Annotated in this window: 15 protein-coding genes and 1 pseudogene; 8 read left to right on the top strand and 8 right to left on the bottom strand. The window is 71.5% G+C overall.

Features of this window, described 5'->3' with window-relative positions:
• Positions 1–68: 68 nt before the first annotated feature.
• Both ABKA17_RS14035 and ABKA17_RS14030 read right to left on the bottom strand, forming a co-directional pair.
• Complete coding sequence (locus ABKA17_RS14035) at positions 69–716, bottom strand: LytR C-terminal domain-containing protein (protein WP_353692361.1); 648 nt, start codon at positions 714–716, stop codon at positions 69–71.
• Between the two features lie 99 nt (positions 717–815).
• Positions 816–1,112, bottom strand: coding sequence for a type II toxin-antitoxin system VapB family antitoxin (locus tag ABKA17_RS14030; RefSeq protein WP_003999914.1), 297 nt, complete (start codon positions 1,110–1,112; stop codon positions 816–818).
• 104 nt (positions 1,113–1,216) lie between these two features.
• On the opposite strand from ABKA17_RS14030, the gene ABKA17_RS14025 reads away from it, so the two are divergent.
• Positions 1,217–2,812 carry a helicase HerA-like domain-containing protein gene (locus tag ABKA17_RS14025; RefSeq protein ID WP_353692360.1) on the top strand — a complete coding sequence of 532 codons (1,596 nt, stop codon included), beginning with the start codon at positions 1,217–1,219 and terminating at the stop codon, positions 2,810–2,812.
• Between the two features lie 29 nt (positions 2,813–2,841).
• On the opposite strand, the gene ABKA17_RS14020 is transcribed toward ABKA17_RS14025, so the two are convergent.
• From ABKA17_RS14020 to ABKA17_RS13995, 6 genes are all read right to left on the bottom strand, one after another.
• Positions 2,842–2,964: a hypothetical protein gene (locus tag ABKA17_RS14020; RefSeq protein WP_353692359.1), complete on the bottom strand. Its 123-nt coding sequence runs from the start codon at positions 2,962–2,964 to the stop codon at positions 2,842–2,844.
• 54 nt (positions 2,965–3,018) lie between these two features.
• Positions 3,019–3,327 carry a hypothetical protein gene (locus ABKA17_RS14015; protein WP_353692358.1) on the bottom strand — a complete coding sequence of 103 codons (309 nt, stop codon included), beginning with the start codon at positions 3,325–3,327 and terminating at the stop codon, positions 3,019–3,021.
• A 69-nt stretch (positions 3,328–3,396) separates the two neighbouring features.
• Positions 3,397–4,053, bottom strand: coding sequence for an HdeD family acid-resistance protein (locus ABKA17_RS14010; protein WP_353692357.1), 657 nt, complete (start codon positions 4,051–4,053; stop codon positions 3,397–3,399).
• Positions 4,054–4,108: 55 nt separating this feature from the next.
• A complete protein-coding gene (locus tag ABKA17_RS14005; RefSeq protein ID WP_353692356.1) occupies positions 4,109–4,702 on the bottom strand; it encodes an HhH-GPD-type base excision DNA repair protein in 594 nt (197 codons plus the stop codon).
• A gap of 25 nt (positions 4,703–4,727) precedes the next feature.
• Positions 4,728–6,212 (bottom strand): hypothetical protein, encoded by a 1,485-nt coding sequence (locus tag ABKA17_RS14000; protein ID WP_353692355.1) that lies wholly within the window; start codon positions 6,210–6,212, stop codon positions 4,728–4,730.
• A 71-nt stretch (positions 6,213–6,283) separates the two neighbouring features.
• The gene (locus tag ABKA17_RS13995) at positions 6,284–6,988 is read right to left on the bottom strand and encodes a siderophore-interacting protein (RefSeq protein ID WP_353692354.1); all 705 of its coding nucleotides are present in this window, start codon (positions 6,986–6,988) and stop codon (positions 6,284–6,286) included.
• A gap of 78 nt (positions 6,989–7,066) precedes the next feature.
• Between ABKA17_RS13995 and ABKA17_RS13990 the strand changes: the two genes are divergently transcribed.
• The 7 genes and pseudogenes from ABKA17_RS13990 to ABKA17_RS13960 form a co-directional block, all read left to right on the top strand.
• Positions 7,067–9,127 (top strand): penicillin acylase family protein, encoded by a 2,061-nt coding sequence (locus tag ABKA17_RS13990; RefSeq protein WP_353692353.1) that lies wholly within the window; start codon positions 7,067–7,069, stop codon positions 9,125–9,127.
• On the top strand, positions 9,120–9,707 hold the full coding sequence (locus ABKA17_RS13985) for a GNAT family N-acetyltransferase (protein WP_353692352.1): 588 nt from the start codon (positions 9,120–9,122) through the stop codon (positions 9,705–9,707). Before ABKA17_RS13990 ends, ABKA17_RS13985 begins: the two co-directional genes overlap by 8 nt.
• The gene (locus ABKA17_RS13980; RefSeq protein WP_353692351.1) at positions 9,704–10,171 is read left to right on the top strand and encodes a cupin domain-containing protein; all 468 of its coding nucleotides are present in this window, start codon (positions 9,704–9,706) and stop codon (positions 10,169–10,171) included. Before ABKA17_RS13985 ends, ABKA17_RS13980 begins: the two co-directional genes overlap by 4 nt.
• A gap of 211 nt (positions 10,172–10,382) precedes the next feature.
• Positions 10,383–11,135: an SDR family NAD(P)-dependent oxidoreductase gene (locus ABKA17_RS13975; RefSeq protein ID WP_353692350.1), complete on the top strand. Its 753-nt coding sequence runs from the start codon at positions 10,383–10,385 to the stop codon at positions 11,133–11,135.
• Positions 11,136–11,240: 105 nt separating this feature from the next.
• Positions 11,241–12,974 carry a copper resistance CopC/CopD family protein gene (locus tag ABKA17_RS13970; RefSeq protein ID WP_353692987.1) on the top strand — a complete coding sequence of 578 codons (1,734 nt, stop codon included), beginning with the start codon at positions 11,241–11,243 and terminating at the stop codon, positions 12,972–12,974.
• Positions 12,975–13,262: 288 nt separating this feature from the next.
• On the top strand, positions 13,263–14,561 hold the full coding sequence (locus tag ABKA17_RS13965) for an ABC transporter substrate-binding protein (protein ID WP_353692349.1): 1,299 nt from the start codon (positions 13,263–13,265) through the stop codon (positions 14,559–14,561).
• A gap of 11 nt (positions 14,562–14,572) precedes the next feature.
• Positions 14,573–14,884: pseudogene (locus ABKA17_RS13960) on the top strand (sugar ABC transporter permease); the annotation flags it as partial.

The raw sequence follows: 14,884 nt of genomic DNA, 5'->3' as shown, positions 1-14,884 counted from the left end.
GGAACCAGCGCGACTGCCGGCTCGATGTGGCTGGTCGCGCAGTTCCCCGCGCCCCTTTGGGGCGCGCCTCAGCAGGCCTTCTTCGAACTGCTGGGCGTCGGCTGCGGCTTCCCCAGCGCGGCCAGCGCCTTGTCCGCCGCCGCCTTCGGCGTGAGGGACTTGAACCCGGTGCCGATGATCAGGTCCACGTCGGTGCCCTTGCGGCCGTCGGGGCGGGCCTCCGCGCCGGCGAGCTGCGTGCCGAGGACCGGCAGCGAGGTGCTCACGGCGGACGTGGGGCCGAGCAGCAGCCCCGTGCCCTTGACCTTCTTGTCGAACTCGGCGCTCGCGTTGCCCACGTCGCCGATCTTGAAGCCGCGCTTCTTCAGCTCGTCGGCGGTCTTCTTGGCGAGCCCCGCGCGCGGCGTGGCGTTGAAGACGTTGACGGTGATCCGGGCCGGCTTGGGATACGCGGCGGTGGACGCCGAGGCCGAGGCCGACGGGGACGCCTTGGTCGCGCAGTCCGCCGTGGGGCCGGCCGCCGAGGCCTCGTCGCCGTTGCCGGTGAAGACGTCGATGAGCTGCAGCGTGCCCCAGCCGACCAGACCGAGGGCGGCGACCGAGCCCACCAGCGCGACCACGAGTCGGCCACGCCGCCGGGGTCGTCGCATGCGCGGGTACTTGTCCCCCGTGATCCGGTATTTGCCGCCCATGCCTGGGGGAGTCAGCATGCTCATGGGCGCAGCGTAGTGCGCCCGGGCGGTGATGCCTACTAAATGATCATTGGATTCGGGTCAGGTGAACCCGAAAGGGCCAACCCTTTACAAATCCGCCGCTCAGTCCAGTTCCAGCACACGCGCGTGGAGCACCTGGCGCTGCTGGAGCGCCGCTCGTACCGCGCGGTGGAGGCCGTCCTCGAGGTACAGGTCGCCCTGCCACTTCACGACGTGCGCGAAGAGGTCGCCGTAGAACGTGGAGTCCTCGGCGAGCAGGGTTTCCAGGTCGAGCTGGCCCTTGGTCGTCACCAGCTGATCGAGGCGGACCGGGCGCGGCGCGACGTCCGCCCACTGCCGGGTGCTTTCCCGGCCATGGTCGGGGTATGGCCGGCCGTTTCCGATGCGCTTGAAGATCACACGGAAAGCCTACCGGTCAAGACCTTCCGGGCGCAGCCATGGCGACGGAGTGTGATGCTGGAAAAGATGCCGTAATAGGGGGCAAACCGGAACAGGTGCCTGAGATGAGTGACAGCGAGACCATGCCGCAGGCCGCCGCTCCCGAGGCCCCGGGCAGTGCCCCGGCCCTCCCGAAGGAGGCTCTGGAGATCGCCGCCGGGTACGCCTTCACCGGGCCCGCCCTCGATCTCGGCGCCCTCCTGTGGGACGGGGTGTGTCTGCCGGACGCACAGGTCAGGATCCCGCTCCCGATGCTGAACCGGCACGGACTGGTCGCGGGCGCCACCGGCACCGGCAAGACCAAGACGCTCCAGCTGATCGCCGAGCAGCTCTCGGCGCAGGGGGTGCCCGTCTTCCTCGCGGACATCAAGGGGGACGTGTCCGGTATTTCGGCCCCCGGTACCACGAACGACAGAATCAAGGCCCGTGCCGCCGACGTCCACCAGCGGTGGACCGCGACCGGCTTCCCGGCCGAGTTCTACGCCCTCGGCGGCATCGGCCACGGCGTTCCCGTACGGGCCACCGTCACCGACTTCGGCCCGCTGCTGCTGTCGAAGGTGCTCCGGCTCAACCAGACCCAGGAGCAGTCCCTCGGCCTGGTCTTCCACTACGCCGACAGCAAGGGCCTCGAACTCGTCGACCTCAAGGACCTCAGGGCGGTCGTCACCTTCCTGACCTCGGACGAGGGGAAGCCGGAGCTGAAGAGCATCGGCGGGCTCTCGACCGCCACGGCCGGGGTGATCCTGCGCTCCCTGACCGCCTTCGAGGCGCAGGGCATGGCCGACTTCTTCGGGGAGCCGGAGTTCGACACGAAGGAGCTGCTGCGTACGGCCGAGGACGGGCGCGGCATGGTCTCCGTGCTCGAACTGCCCGCCGTGCAGGACAGACCGCAGCTGTTCTCGACGTTCCTGATGTGGCTGCTGGCGGATCTGTTCCACGATCTGCCGGAGGTCGGCGACGCCGACAAGCCCAGGCTCGTCTTCTTCTTCGACGAGGCGCACCTGCTCTTCAACGACGCCTCGAAGGCGTTCCTGGACTCGATCACACAGACCGTGCGGCTGATTCGCTCGAAAGGGGTCGGCGTCTTCTTCGTGACGCAGACCCCGAAGGACGTACCCGCCGACGTCCTCGCCCAGCTCGGCAACCGCGTCCAGCACGCGCTCAGGGCCTTCACCCCGGATGACCAGAAGGCGCTGAAGGCGACGGTGAAGACCTTCCCGAACTCGGCGTACGACCTGGAGGAGCTGCTCACCGGGCTCGGGACGGGGGAGGCCGTGGTCACCGTGCTCAGCGAGAAGGGCGCCCCGACGCCCGTCGCCGCGACCCGGCTGCGGGCCCCGGAGTCCCTGATGGGCCCGGTCGACCCCGCTGTCCTCGACAGCGCGGTCAAGGCCTCGCCGCTGCACGGGCGATACGCACAGGCTGTGGACCGGGAGTCGGCGTACGAGAAGCTGAACGCGTCGCGCGGGGCGAAGGGCCCGGACGAGATGACGGCCCCGCCCAAGGAGGCGAAGCCGAAGCCGAAGGCGAAGGAACAGCCCTCGGTGGTCGAACAGGTCGCCGGCAGTGGGGTGTTCAAGTCCCTCGCCCGGTCGCTGGGGACGCAGATCGGCCGTGAGATCAGCCGCTCGATCTTCGGAACGGCACGGCGGAGGCGATGACCCCGTAGGGCCCCGCCTCCGCCCCGGGATCAGCCGCGCTTGACCTCCTTGGCCGGCGGCTTATGTTCCGTGGTGACCTGCGGCTTGGGCGCGTTGCGGGCGGCCTCGGCGCGCAGCAGGGCGCGCAGGACGGCGTACGGGTCGATGGGCATGGTGGTCGTACTCCTCGCGTTCGTTGCTGAAACGGCCTCGTGTGCAAGGCCCGGTCAGCAGCGCAGGACCACCGAGCGCGGGGTGTGCGGGGCGTACGACGGGTGCGGCGGCGCCGGGAAGGCCGGGCCGGCCGGGACGCGGGACGCCGGTCGGGGGTGGGGTGCCGGGCGCAGGGGTGCGGCGGGGCGGAGGGCGCTGCGCGCCGGTGGCCGCAGGGCCGTGCCGAGGACGTCGTACTCGACGAACTCCGCGGAGACGAGCGGTGTGACGGCGGTGGCGGCGTGCGCCCCGGCGTGGGCGCCCGGCACGAGCAGCGCGAGCAGCAGGACGAAGGCGCGGAGCCAGGTTCTGGTGCTGCTCATGATTGCTGGTCTGCCCCGGGGAGTACGAGGTTCATCGCGTCGTCCGTCAGATCCGCTCGCACGGGTTACTCACACCGTGCGGGGCACCTGTGCGGCCCGTCCGCGCATTCGCAGGGCGGTGACGATCTCGACGACGCCCACGGCGACCAGCCAGATCCCGCCGACCACGGTGAGGACGGCGACCGACTCGAAGGGCGAGTCGATCAGCACGATCCCGCCGACGAACGTGACGACCCCGAGGAAGATCTGCCAGCCGCGGGCGGGCATCGACGGGTCGGAGGCGGCGGCCAGGGTCTGGGTGATGCCGCGGATCAGCCAGCCGATGCCGATCCACAGGGCGAGCAGCAGGATCGACTGCATGGGGCCGCGGAAGCAGAACAGGCCCAGCAGGATCGACAGGGCCCCGCTGATGAAGGCGAGTACGCGCAACCCGGTGGTCTTGTGCGTGCCGAACGCCGAGACCAGCTGGAAGACGCCGCTGACGACGAGATAGACGCCGAACAGGATGCCGGTGGCGAGCAGCGTGGAGCCCGGCCAGACCAGGACGAGGACGCCCAGGACGAGGGAGGCGAGGCCGGTGACCAGGACCACCTGCCAGGCCGCCCTGGACAGGGCGTGCAGGGGTCCCTCGAAGGGCGGCTCGGGCTCATGGACGCGCTGCTGCGCGTGGACCTTGCGGTCGTCGTACTCGGGCCCCCAGGTGGAGCCGCGCGGTGCCTCGGTCATGGTCCATGCTGGGACCGCGTACGACGGCCCCGCGAGGTGGGACGGGCCGAACGGCTTACTTGCCGCCCGCCTTCGCGGCCTTCGCCGCCGCCTTCATCTCCTGCTTGTGCGCCCGTACCTTCGTCAGCGACTCCGGGCCCGTGATGTCGGCGACGGACCGGAAGGACTCGGCCTCGCCGTACGCGCCCGCGGCCTCCCGCCAGCCCTTGGGCCGTACATCGAGCTGCTTGCCCAGCAGGGCCAGGAAGATCTGCGCCTTCTGCTTGCCGAAGCCGGGCAGCGCCTCCAGGCGCTTGAGCAGCTCGCGCCCGTCGTCGACGCCCTTCCAGACGAGCTCGGCGCTGCCGTCGTAGTGCTCGACGAGGTACTGGCACAGCTGCTGGATCCGCTTGGCCATGGAGCCGGGGTAGCGGTGCACCGCGGGCTTCTCCGAGAGCAGGCCCGCGAAGGCCTCCGGGTCCTGTGCGGCGATCTCGTGCGCGTCCAGGTCGTCCGCGCCGAGCCGGTCCGCGATGGTGCGGGGTCCCTTGAACGCCCACTCCATCGGGACCTGCTGGTCCAGCAGCATTCCGACCAGCGCGGCGAGCGGGGAGCGCCCGAGCAGCTCGTCGGCCTCGGGGTCCTGGGCGAGGTGAAGGGTGACGTCCATGACCCCGATCATGCCCCCGGTGCGCTCACATCTCCACGTGGGGACTGGTCAGGGCCGCGCCGAAGTAGCCCTTCACACCGCGCGGGGTGATCCCGGCGCTCTTGCCGCACAGGTTCACCGAGCCGGCCAGGACGGGGCCGGACGCCGAGCCGCGGGCGATCCACAGGCAGCCGTCGCTGTTCTCGGTGGGTGCCCCGACGATCGTCTCGGCCTTGCCGTCCCCGGTGAGGTCGGCGAGGTGGACGGCCGCCCCGAACTGGTCGCCCTTCTCGACGGTGCCGGGCACACCCGCCGTGTCCTGGGTGTATCCGGCGGCCTTGGCCGTGGTGAGGCCTGCGGCCGAGCCGCGCAGCAGGACGGCCGTACCGGCGGCCTCGCGGGCGCCCACGGCCTCGTAGGGGGAGCCGACGAGGACGTCGGCGTACCTGTCGCCGTTCACGTCCCCGACGCTCAGCGACTGGCCGAACCAGTCACCCCACTCCGCGGTGCCCGGCACCCCCGCGGTGTCCTGGTGGAAGACCTTGGGGCGCTGGTCGGCGGTGATGCCCTGGGCGCTGCCGTAGAGCACCTGGATCTCGCCGCCCTTGCGGGCGGCGCCGGGCTCGTTGAAGTGGGACTCGTCGCCCGAGACGCCGGTGACGAGGTCACCGTAGCCGTCGCCGTTCACGTCGCCGATCTGGCCGGCGTGGCCGTCGGCGTAGGGGAGTTCGATGCCCTGGTTGGCCGAGTAGTTCTCGGGGTCCGGTGCGCCCGCGTCGAGGGTCACCGGTCCGCGGATGTCGCCGTCGGTCGGGCCGGCGAGGTAGAAGCGCTCGGCCCTGCCGTCGCCGTCGACGTCGCCCATCACCACGCCGCGGGCGTTCTCACGCCACTCCAGGTACTGCGCGGCGGGCTTGCCGGCGCGGGTGAAGGGGCCGCTGTAGGAAGCCGCGCTGCAGCCGGAGCCGATGCCGAGTTCGGGGGCGCCGTCGCCGTTCGTGTCACCGGCGGCCACGGACATGCCGAAGCGGCAATACGTCCTGTCCTCGCCGAAGCCGGCCGGCGGGGCGATGCTCGCACCGCCCTTCAGCCCGTTCGGTCCGCCCCACACGACGGTCACGGCGCCCCGCGCCTCGGCGCCGCCGACGTCCTCGTGCGGGGTGCCGACGATCAGGTCGGCGTAACCGTCCCGGTCGAGGTCGGCGCTGGTCACGGTCCTGCCGAACTCGTCCCACTTCTCCGGGTCGCCGGGGACGCCTGCGGTCGCCTGGGTGATGACGGTCCGGCGGGTGGCGCTCACCGAGGACTTCGAGCCGTACAGCACGACGACCGAACCGGCCTCCTCCACTGTGCCGTTGGCCGCGTTCGGCGCCCCGACCGCCAGGTCCCGGTACCCGTCACCGTTGAAGTCGTCCTGCACGGCGGCCGTGTTGGCGCCCTTGTACGGGGCAGCGGCGGACGACGTCACCGGGGTGAGGGTGACGGCGGTGGCCGCGGCGAGCACGGTGGCCGCGGTGACAGCTCTGCGCAACGGGACTCCTCGATGCGGGTGGAGACAACAGACGTCCCGCATGACACACGAGCCCCACGAACGGTTGTACGTCAGGCGGCCCGCCAGTACCCCAGTGCGTGCATCCGGTCCTTGGGGACGCCGAGGTCCTTGCGGACGTATGCGGCGAGGGTGCGGGTCGTCGCGGTGTCGCAGGCGATCCAGACGTATGCGTCCGGGTGGGTCCGCAGGAGGTCGGGGAGGTCTCGTTTGACCTCGTCGACCAGGGCGGTGGACTCGCGGAGGTCGTGGCGGGTGGGGTCGGTGCGGAAGGGGAGGCCGGCGGTGGGGCCCTCGAACCAGATGGTCGCGGGGGACGAGTCCAGGGCGTCCAGCAGGGAGTTGATGGCGGGCAGGGACGCCGGGTCGCCGATCGCGAAGACGCGCGTCGGTGCCGGGTCGGGGTTCTCGAAGCCGGTGCCGTGGACCGTGGCCTCGACGGTGTCGCCGGGCTTCGCCGTGCGTGCCCAGTCGCTGGCCACCCCCTCGTGGAGGGCGAACTCCAGGCTGAAGGTGCCGGTCGCGGGGTCCGGGTCGACCAGGGTGTACGCCCGCTGGTGCGGTTTGCCCGCGTGGGAGAACCATAGGCGGACCCACATCGTGGGGTGGACGCCGGTCGCGGCCAGCATGCCGCCGTCGGTGAGGTGCACGCGGCGGTAGCTCGCGGTGACGTCCTCGGCGCCGGTGACGGTGAAGACGTAGTCCTTCGCCCGCAGCAGTCTGAGGACCGCGCCCTCCCAGCCGTGCCCCTGCGCCATCGTGTCTTCACCTCTCGCGTACGCTTTCACCACCGATTACTTAGGTGAGCCTAACCTAAAGCACAGGAGAGACCCAGAGTGAGCGCCGAGATCTACCGGGATGCCTGGGGTGTCCCGCATCTGCGTGCCGACAGCGTGCGCGAACTCGCCCGTGCCCAGGGCCGGGTCACCGCCCGTGACCGGGCCTGGCAGCTGGAGGTCGAGCGGCACCGGGCCCGCGGCACCTCGGCCGCCCTCCTCGGTGTGGACGCCCTGCCCTGGGACCGCTTCATCAGACGGGCCCGCCTCGACGACACCGCGAGACGCTGCTTCGCGAACCTGGAGAGAACGGACCCGGAGACCGCCGACTGGGTACGGGCGTACGTCGACGGGGTCAACGAAGGCCTCGGCGAGGCCACCCTGCCGCTCGGCACCCCCGGTCACTGGGAGCCCTGGACCCCGCTCGGCGTCTGGCTCGCCACCCACATCCTGTTCGCCGGCTTCCCCGCCAAGCTCTGGCGCGAGCAGGCCGTCAAGCACCTCGGCGAGGAGGCCGTCGGGCTCTTCGCCATCGACGGCCCCGGCACCTCCGGCAGCAACGGCTGGCTGGTGGCCGGGGAACGGACCGTCACCGGGCACGCCGTCATCGCCGGCGATCCGCACCGCTTCATCGAGGACCCCGGCGTCTACCAGCAGATCCACCTCTCCTGCCCGGAGTTCGACGTCGTCGGCCTCGCCGTCCCCGGCGTCCCCGGCATCGCCCACTTCGGCCACACCGGCACGGTCGCCTGGGCCATCACCAACGCCATGGCCGACTACCAGGACCTCTACGAGGAGCGGCTGCGCAGGACCGGCGCCGGTGTCGAGGCCCTTGGCCCCGACGGGAGTTGGGCGCGCGCCTCCCGGCACACCGAGACCGTCGAGGTGGCGGGGGAGGAGCCGGTCGAGGTCGAGATCATCGAGACCGAGCGGGGCCCGGTGATCGCCGGCGGACCCGAGGGCCTCGACGACGGCACCCCGCTCGCCCTCAGCCTGCGCATCCCGCCCCGTGTGACGGCCGACCTGGGCTTCGGCACCCTGCTCCCGCTGCTGCGGGCCCGCCGGGTAGCCGACGTGGACCGGGCCTTCGACGCCTGGGCCGAACCGGTCAACGTCGTGCAGGCCGCCGACACCGAGGGCGGGCTGCTGCACCGGGTCGCGGGTCGGGTGCCGCTGCGGTCCGAGGCCAACCGCACCCGGATCGTCCCCGCCTGGCAGCCCGGGCACGAGTGGGAGGGCTGGCACGACCTGGCCCATGCCGGGCTCACCGACGGTGTCGCCGTGATGGCCAACCAGCGGGGCCCGGCCGCCCCGCTCGGCGTCGAGTTCGCCCCGCCGCACCGCGCCGACCGTATCGCCGCCCTGCTCGCGGAGAAGGAGAAGTGGTCCGCGGACGACATGCCCGCGATCCACATGGACACCCACCTCGCCTCCGCCGGGCCCCTGCTGGACCACCTCGCCGCCCTGGAAGGCCTGACCCCCGAGGCCGCCCGGCTCAGGGACACCCTGCTGCGCTGGAACCGCCGCATGGACGCGGACAGCACCGACGCCGCCCTCTACTCGGCGGTGCGCGGCGCGGTCGTACGCCGTCTCGCCGCGCACCCCGCCTTCGCCGCGCTGACCACGCCGCCCGCCTACCCCGAGGTCCTCCTCCCCTGGCTCGGCCTGGTCCCGCGGATCGGCTACGCCCTGGAACACCTGCTGCGCGCCGAGGAGTTGTACGGCGTCGACCGCCCCGCCGAGATCCGCGCGGCCCTCGAGCAGGTGGCCGCCGGCAAGCCCGCCGAGACCTGGGGCGAGACCCACCGCCTGTTCGCCTGGCGGGCGTTGCCGGACCCGGCGGCCGGGGAGCACCCCGGGCCCGGGCTGTCCGGCGACCACGACTGTGTGCTGTGCACCTCGGCCGTCCCCGGTCTGACCGACCTGGCCGCGCGCGGTCCCGCCGCCCGTTACGTGTGGGACCTGGCCCGGCGTGAGGACAGCCGCTGGGTGGTGCCGTTCGGCGCCTCGGGGGTGCCGGGCTCACCGCATCACCGCGATCAACTGCCCCTGTGGCTGGTGGGCGACCTCGTCCCGGTCGTCACCGACTTCGAACAGCTCAGCAAGGAGAGCGATGTCTGACCTTTACGTCCATGAGCAGGAGGTCGCCGGCTTCGGCACCGTCCGGGTGCGCACGCTCGACCCGCAGGCCGACGCCGAGGTGCTGCACGGCTGGGTCAGCGAGGAACGCGCCGCGTTCTGGGGCATGAACGGCCTCACCCGCGACCAGGTGGCCGAGATCTACGCCCACCTGGACACCCTCGACACCCACCACGCCTACCTCCTGGAGAAGGACGGCGAACCGGCCGGACTGCTCCAGACCTATGAGCCGAAGGCCGACCGGGTCGGCGAGTGCTACGAGGTCGAGCCCGGCGACATCGGCATCCATCTGCTGCTCGCGCCCGCCGGGGCGGGCGGCGCCCGGGACGGCTGGTCGTCGGCGCTGCTCGGCGCTGTCGCGAACTACATCCTCAAGGACCACGAGCGGGTCGTGGTCGACCCCGACGTCCGCAACGAGAAGGCCATCGCCCGCTTCCTGCGGCAGGGGTTCGTGGCCGGCGAGCGGGTCGTGCTGCCGGAGATCGACATCCCGGACGTGTACCTGCCCGAGAAGCACGCCCAACTGGCCTTCCTGACCCGGGAGGTAGCCTTCCCGGGGTGACCCCAGAAGACCTCGTCGCCCATTACGGACTGGAGCCGATTCCGCGCGAGGGGGGCCTGTTCCGCCGTACCTGGGCGGGCCCCGAGCGCGCGGACGGCCGGCCGGAGGGCTCGGCCATAGTCGCCCTGCTCGCCTCCGGCGACTTCTCCGCCCTGCACCGGCTGCCCAGCGACGAGGTCTGGCACTTCTACCTCGGCGACCCCCTGGACCTGCTCCTCCTGGCCCCGGACGGCACCTCCGCCACCCCCGTCCTCGGCCCGGACGTCCTCGCCGGCCAGCACCTCCAGCTGACCGTCCCCGGCGGCACCTGGATGGGCGCGAGACCGCGCGGTGACTGGACCTTCTTCGGCTGCACGATGGCCCCCGGATTCACCTACGAGGGCTACGAGCACGGGGAGTTCGAGACGCTCGCGGCGCGCTACCCCGCCGAGGCCGACCGGATCGCGGGACTGTGCCGACCATGAGACTTCTCCAAGGACGGGTGGCCCTGGCCAGGGGCGTGGATGGTGGTGTCGGGCGGGGCAGTGCGTCGAGGGCGTGTCGCGTGGGTTCGCTTCGCGATGCTCGCACGGGTGGTGCTCGCGGACCTGCTTTTCTGCCGGGGGTCCGGGGGGCGTCCCCCGGGAAGGCACAGCACCCCGCCGAGGCCGACCGGATCGCGGGACCGTGCCGGCCATGAGACTCCTCGAAGGACAGGTCGCCCTCGTCACGGGCGCGGGCGGCGGCATCGGGCGGGGGATCGCGCTGCGGTTCGCCGAGCAGGGGGCGGCGGCGGTCGCCCTGCACTGCCGTACGTCGGTGGAGGCGGCGGAGGAAGTGGCCTCCCGCGTGCGGGAGTCGGGCGCCCGGGCCGTCGTACTGCAAGCGGATCTCGCGGACGAGGACGCCTGCCGGGAGCTGGTGCGGGAGGCGTCCGCGTGGGGTGGTGGGCTGACCGCGCTGGTCAACAACGCGGGGGTGCAGCCCGTGCGGCCGCTGCCCGGGATGACGGCCGGTGAGTGGCGGGAGGTCGTCGACACCAACCTGACGAGCGTCTTCGCCTGTACGCAGGCGGCGGCCGAGGTGATGGCGGGCGGATCCGTCACGCACATCGCCTCCGTCGAGGCGCACGCCCCGGCCGCCGGGCACGCCCACTACTGCGCGTCCAAGGCGGCCGTGGTGATGCACGCCCGGTCGGCGGCACTGGAATACGGCCCTCGCGGCATCCGCGTGAACAGCGTCTCGCCCGGGCTCATCGACCGGGAGGGGCTCGCCGAGGACTGGCCGGACGGCGTCGGGCGGTGGCGGGACAAGGCGCCCCTGGGACGCCTCGGCAGCCCGCGGGACATCGGCGACGCCTGTGTGTTCCTCGCCTCACCGCTCGCCTCATGGCTCACCGGGCAGGACCTGGTCGTCGACGGCGGAATGTCCGCGCGGCCCACGTGGTGAGTGTTCCGGCGCCCGCGTCCGTACCTCTCCCGGAGGCGAGCCCAGGGTTGAGGAACTGACATGGAGCGTGACGGTGGACGACGACGGCGTCGAGTTCAAGGCCTGGTGCTGGTCGGCACCGTGCTGGTCCTGCTCCTCTTCGGCGGCGCCGGATCCGCGTCGGCCCACGCCGCTCTCCGCTCCAGCGACCCCGAGGACGGGGTCGTCCTCAAGTCCGCACCCGGTCACATCACCCTGACGTTCACGGAGTCCGTCGGTCTGCTCGACGACTCCTTCCGCGTGCTGAGCCCCAAGAACGAGCGGGTGCGCACGGGGGAGGCCGACCACGTGCCGGGACGCTCCGACACCGCCCGGGTGGCACTGCCCGCCGACGGGCTCGGCGAGGGCACCTTCACGGTGGCCTGGCGGGTCGTCTCGGCGGACAGCCATCCGGTGTCGGGGGCGTTCACGTTCTCCATCGGCGAGCCCTCGGCGACGGCCGTGACCGTGGACGCGGGGCCCGTGGAGAACCCGGCGACGGCCGGCCTCTACAACATCGCCCGCTATCTGGCCTATCTCGCCGTGGCGCTGCTGATCGGCACGGCCGTGTTCCTCGCGGTGTGCCGCCCGGCGGACGCCAACATCCTGCCCAGGCTGCTGCGTGTGGGCTGGTGGACGCTGCTCGGCGCCACGGTCGCACTGTTCGTGCTCCGGGCGCCCTACGAGACCGGTACGGGCCCCGCGACGGCCTTCGACGCCGCCGCCTTCGAACGGACGGCGACGAGCCGCCCGGGCCTGGTCCTGCTGGCCCGGCTGGCGCTCCTCGCCCTGACCGCGGTCTTCCTCCTACGGCTGTTCCGGCGCCGCCGGTCCTCCTACGCGGCCGGCGCCGCCCTCGCCCTCGGCCTCGCCCTGACCTGGGCCGCCGGCGAACACGCCTCCGCGGGCATCCAGGTGCCCGTGGCGATGGCCTCCTCGGTGCTGCACGTCCTGGCGATGGCGGCCTGGCTGGGCGGGCTCACGGCCCTGGTCGTCACTCTGTCCCGGGCCGCGGTCCTGGAGCCGGCCACGGTCGCCCGCTTCTCCAAGCTGGCCTTCGCCTCCGTGACCGTCCTGGCCGTCACCGGCGTCTACCAGTCCTGGCGCGGCCTCGGCTCCTGGTCCGCGCTCACCGACACGACGTACGGCCGGCTTCTGGTCGTCAAGCTCATCGCGGTGGTCGTGCTGCTGACGGCGGCCGGGTTCTCGCGGCTGTGGACGGTACGGCTGGCGACGGCCGGCGCCCGGACCGTCGTACCGGAGCGGGTGCCGGAGCCGGTGGGCGGGCCGGCGCTGCCCGACGAGCCGTCCGAGTCGGAGCCGGAGCCGGAACCGGTGGTGCCGGACCGGCGGGGGCTGCGGCGGTCCGTCCTCGCCGAGGTCACCGTGGGGGTGATCGTGCTGGTGATCACGACCGTGCTCACCGGGACCCTGCCGGGCCGGGCGGAGGAGGAGGCCGCCAAGAGCCCCGCGGCCGCCGGGCTGCCGGTCGCCTCCGTGAGCTACGTCCCGTTCGAGGTCGGCGGCGCGCGCGGCCAGGTGCAGATCACCCTGGACGCCGGGCGGGTCGGCCGGAACACGGTCGAGGCGGTGGTCCTCGACGCCCAGGGCGGGTTCGCCATCGTCCCCGAGGTCAGGCTCTCGTTCACCCTGGCCTCCCAGGACATCGGGCCCCTCGACGCCAAGCTCACCGACCGCGGCGGCTACTGGGGCACCGACGACCTCGACCTGCCCCTCGCCGGCACCTGGGAGATGAAGGTGACGATCCGGGTCTCCGAGATCGACCAGGTCACCGAGACGAAGACGGTCGAGATCCACTAAATCCAACACTCAGACGGCCCCATACCCCCGGCGAGGGTGTGGGGCCGTCCGTGTGACGTGGCCGGAAACGATCGCTACTTGTTCGACGGGTCGAAGGCTATTCGGACGATCAACACGATCTTGGATGTGTCGGTCACGTTTCCACAAAGGTGACCGTCATCTCTTGACCAATGACAGGACATGCGGCTGTCATTACGCCACCGTGTTCGGTCAAGTTGATTTCTGATCGGTTACGACGGACTTTGACACACTCCCCGCCTGGCCGAACCCTGCCTTCAGGAGCCGTTCATGCCCGACTTCTCCCTCCCCTCCGCCAGCCGCCGTTCCGTCCTGCGCGGCATCGGCGGCGCCGCCGTTCTCGGTGCCGGCATCCCCCTGCTGAGCGCCTGTGGCGGCAGCGGCACCTCGGCCGACCCGAAGACCGTCACCGTCGGTTCGAACGCGTCCGACGCGGTGCCGAAGAAGGCGTTCGCGGACATCTACGCCGCCTACAAGAAGCAGTCCGGGATCACGGTCGACGTGAACACCAAGGACCACAACACCTTCCAGGAGCAGATCAACTCGTATCTGCAGGGCACGCCGGACGACGTGTTCAACTGGTTCGCCGGGTACCGCATGCAGTTCTTCGCGGGCAAGGGACTGGCCACGCCGATCGACGACGTGTGGAAGACCATCGGGGGCAACTTCCCCGACGCGATGAAGGCGCTCAGCAAGGGCGCGGACGGCAAGTACTACTTCGTGCCGCTGTACACGTACCCGTGGGCGCTCTTCTACCGCAAGAGCGTCTTCGCGGAGAAGGGCTACGAGGTTCCCACCACGTGGGACCAGCTGGTCGCCCTGTGCAAGCAGATGAAGAAGGACGGGCTCGTCCCGATCGCCTTCGGTGACAAGGACGCCTGGCCCGCGCTCGGCACCTTCGACCAGATCAACTTCCGTGCCAACGGCTACGACTTCCACGTCGAGCTGATGGCCGGCAAGGCCTCCTGGACCGACGCCAAGGTGCGCAAGGCCTTCGACCTGTGGGCCGAGATCCTCCCCTACCACCAGGACGGCGCCGTCGGCCGCACCTGGCAGGACGCCGCGCAGACCCTGGTGTCGAAGAAGGCCGGCATGTACCTGCTGGGCACCTTCGTGGGCCAGCAGTTCACCAACGAGGCCGACCGCGAGGACCTCGACTTCTTCGCCTTCCCGGAGATCACCCCCGAGTTCGGCCAGGACACCGTCGAGGCCCCGACCGACGGCTTCATGCTCTCCAAGGCCCCGAAGAACAAGGCCGGCGCGGTCAAGCTGCTGGAGTACCTGGGCACCCCGGCCGCCGAGCAGATCTACCTCAAGTCCGACCCGAACGTCGTCGCGGCCGCGTCCAACGCCGACACCTCCTCGTACAGCGCCCTCCAGAAGAAGGCGTACGAGATGATCTCCGGCGCCAAGCACCTGACGCAGTTCATGGACCGCGACAGCCGCCCGGACTTCACCTCGACGGTGATGCAGCCCGCGCTCCAGAAGTTCATCCGCGACCCCAAGGGGATCGACAGTCTGCTCTCGTCGATCGAGCGCCAGAAGAAGACCATCTTCGCGTCCTCGTGATCGGCAGCGACATGACCACCGACACCACCGAGTCCCCGAAGGCGGCGCCCGTCGCGCCGCCTTCGGGCGCTGCCCCGCGCAAGGTGCCCACCGGGCACCGCCGGCTCCTGACCCGTCGCGACCGGCTCACCCTGGGCCTGATGGCGACCCTGCCGACGATCCTGCATGTCGTCCTGGTCTGGGTGACGGCCCTCGCGTCGATCGCGCTGGCCTTCACCACCTGGGACGGCATCGGCTTCGACTCCATCCACTGGGTGGGGCTGGACAACTTCCGGGAACTGTTCACCAACAACCCGCAGTTCTGGCCCGCCGTCGAGCACAAC

Origin of the sequence: Streptomyces sp. RG80 (assembly GCF_040446465.1) — a bacterium.
Taxonomy (GTDB): Bacteria; Actinomycetota; Actinomycetes; order Streptomycetales; family Streptomycetaceae; genus Streptomyces.
Note: the sequence above shows the minus strand (reverse complement) of the source record. Positions and strands in the feature narration are given on the sequence as shown.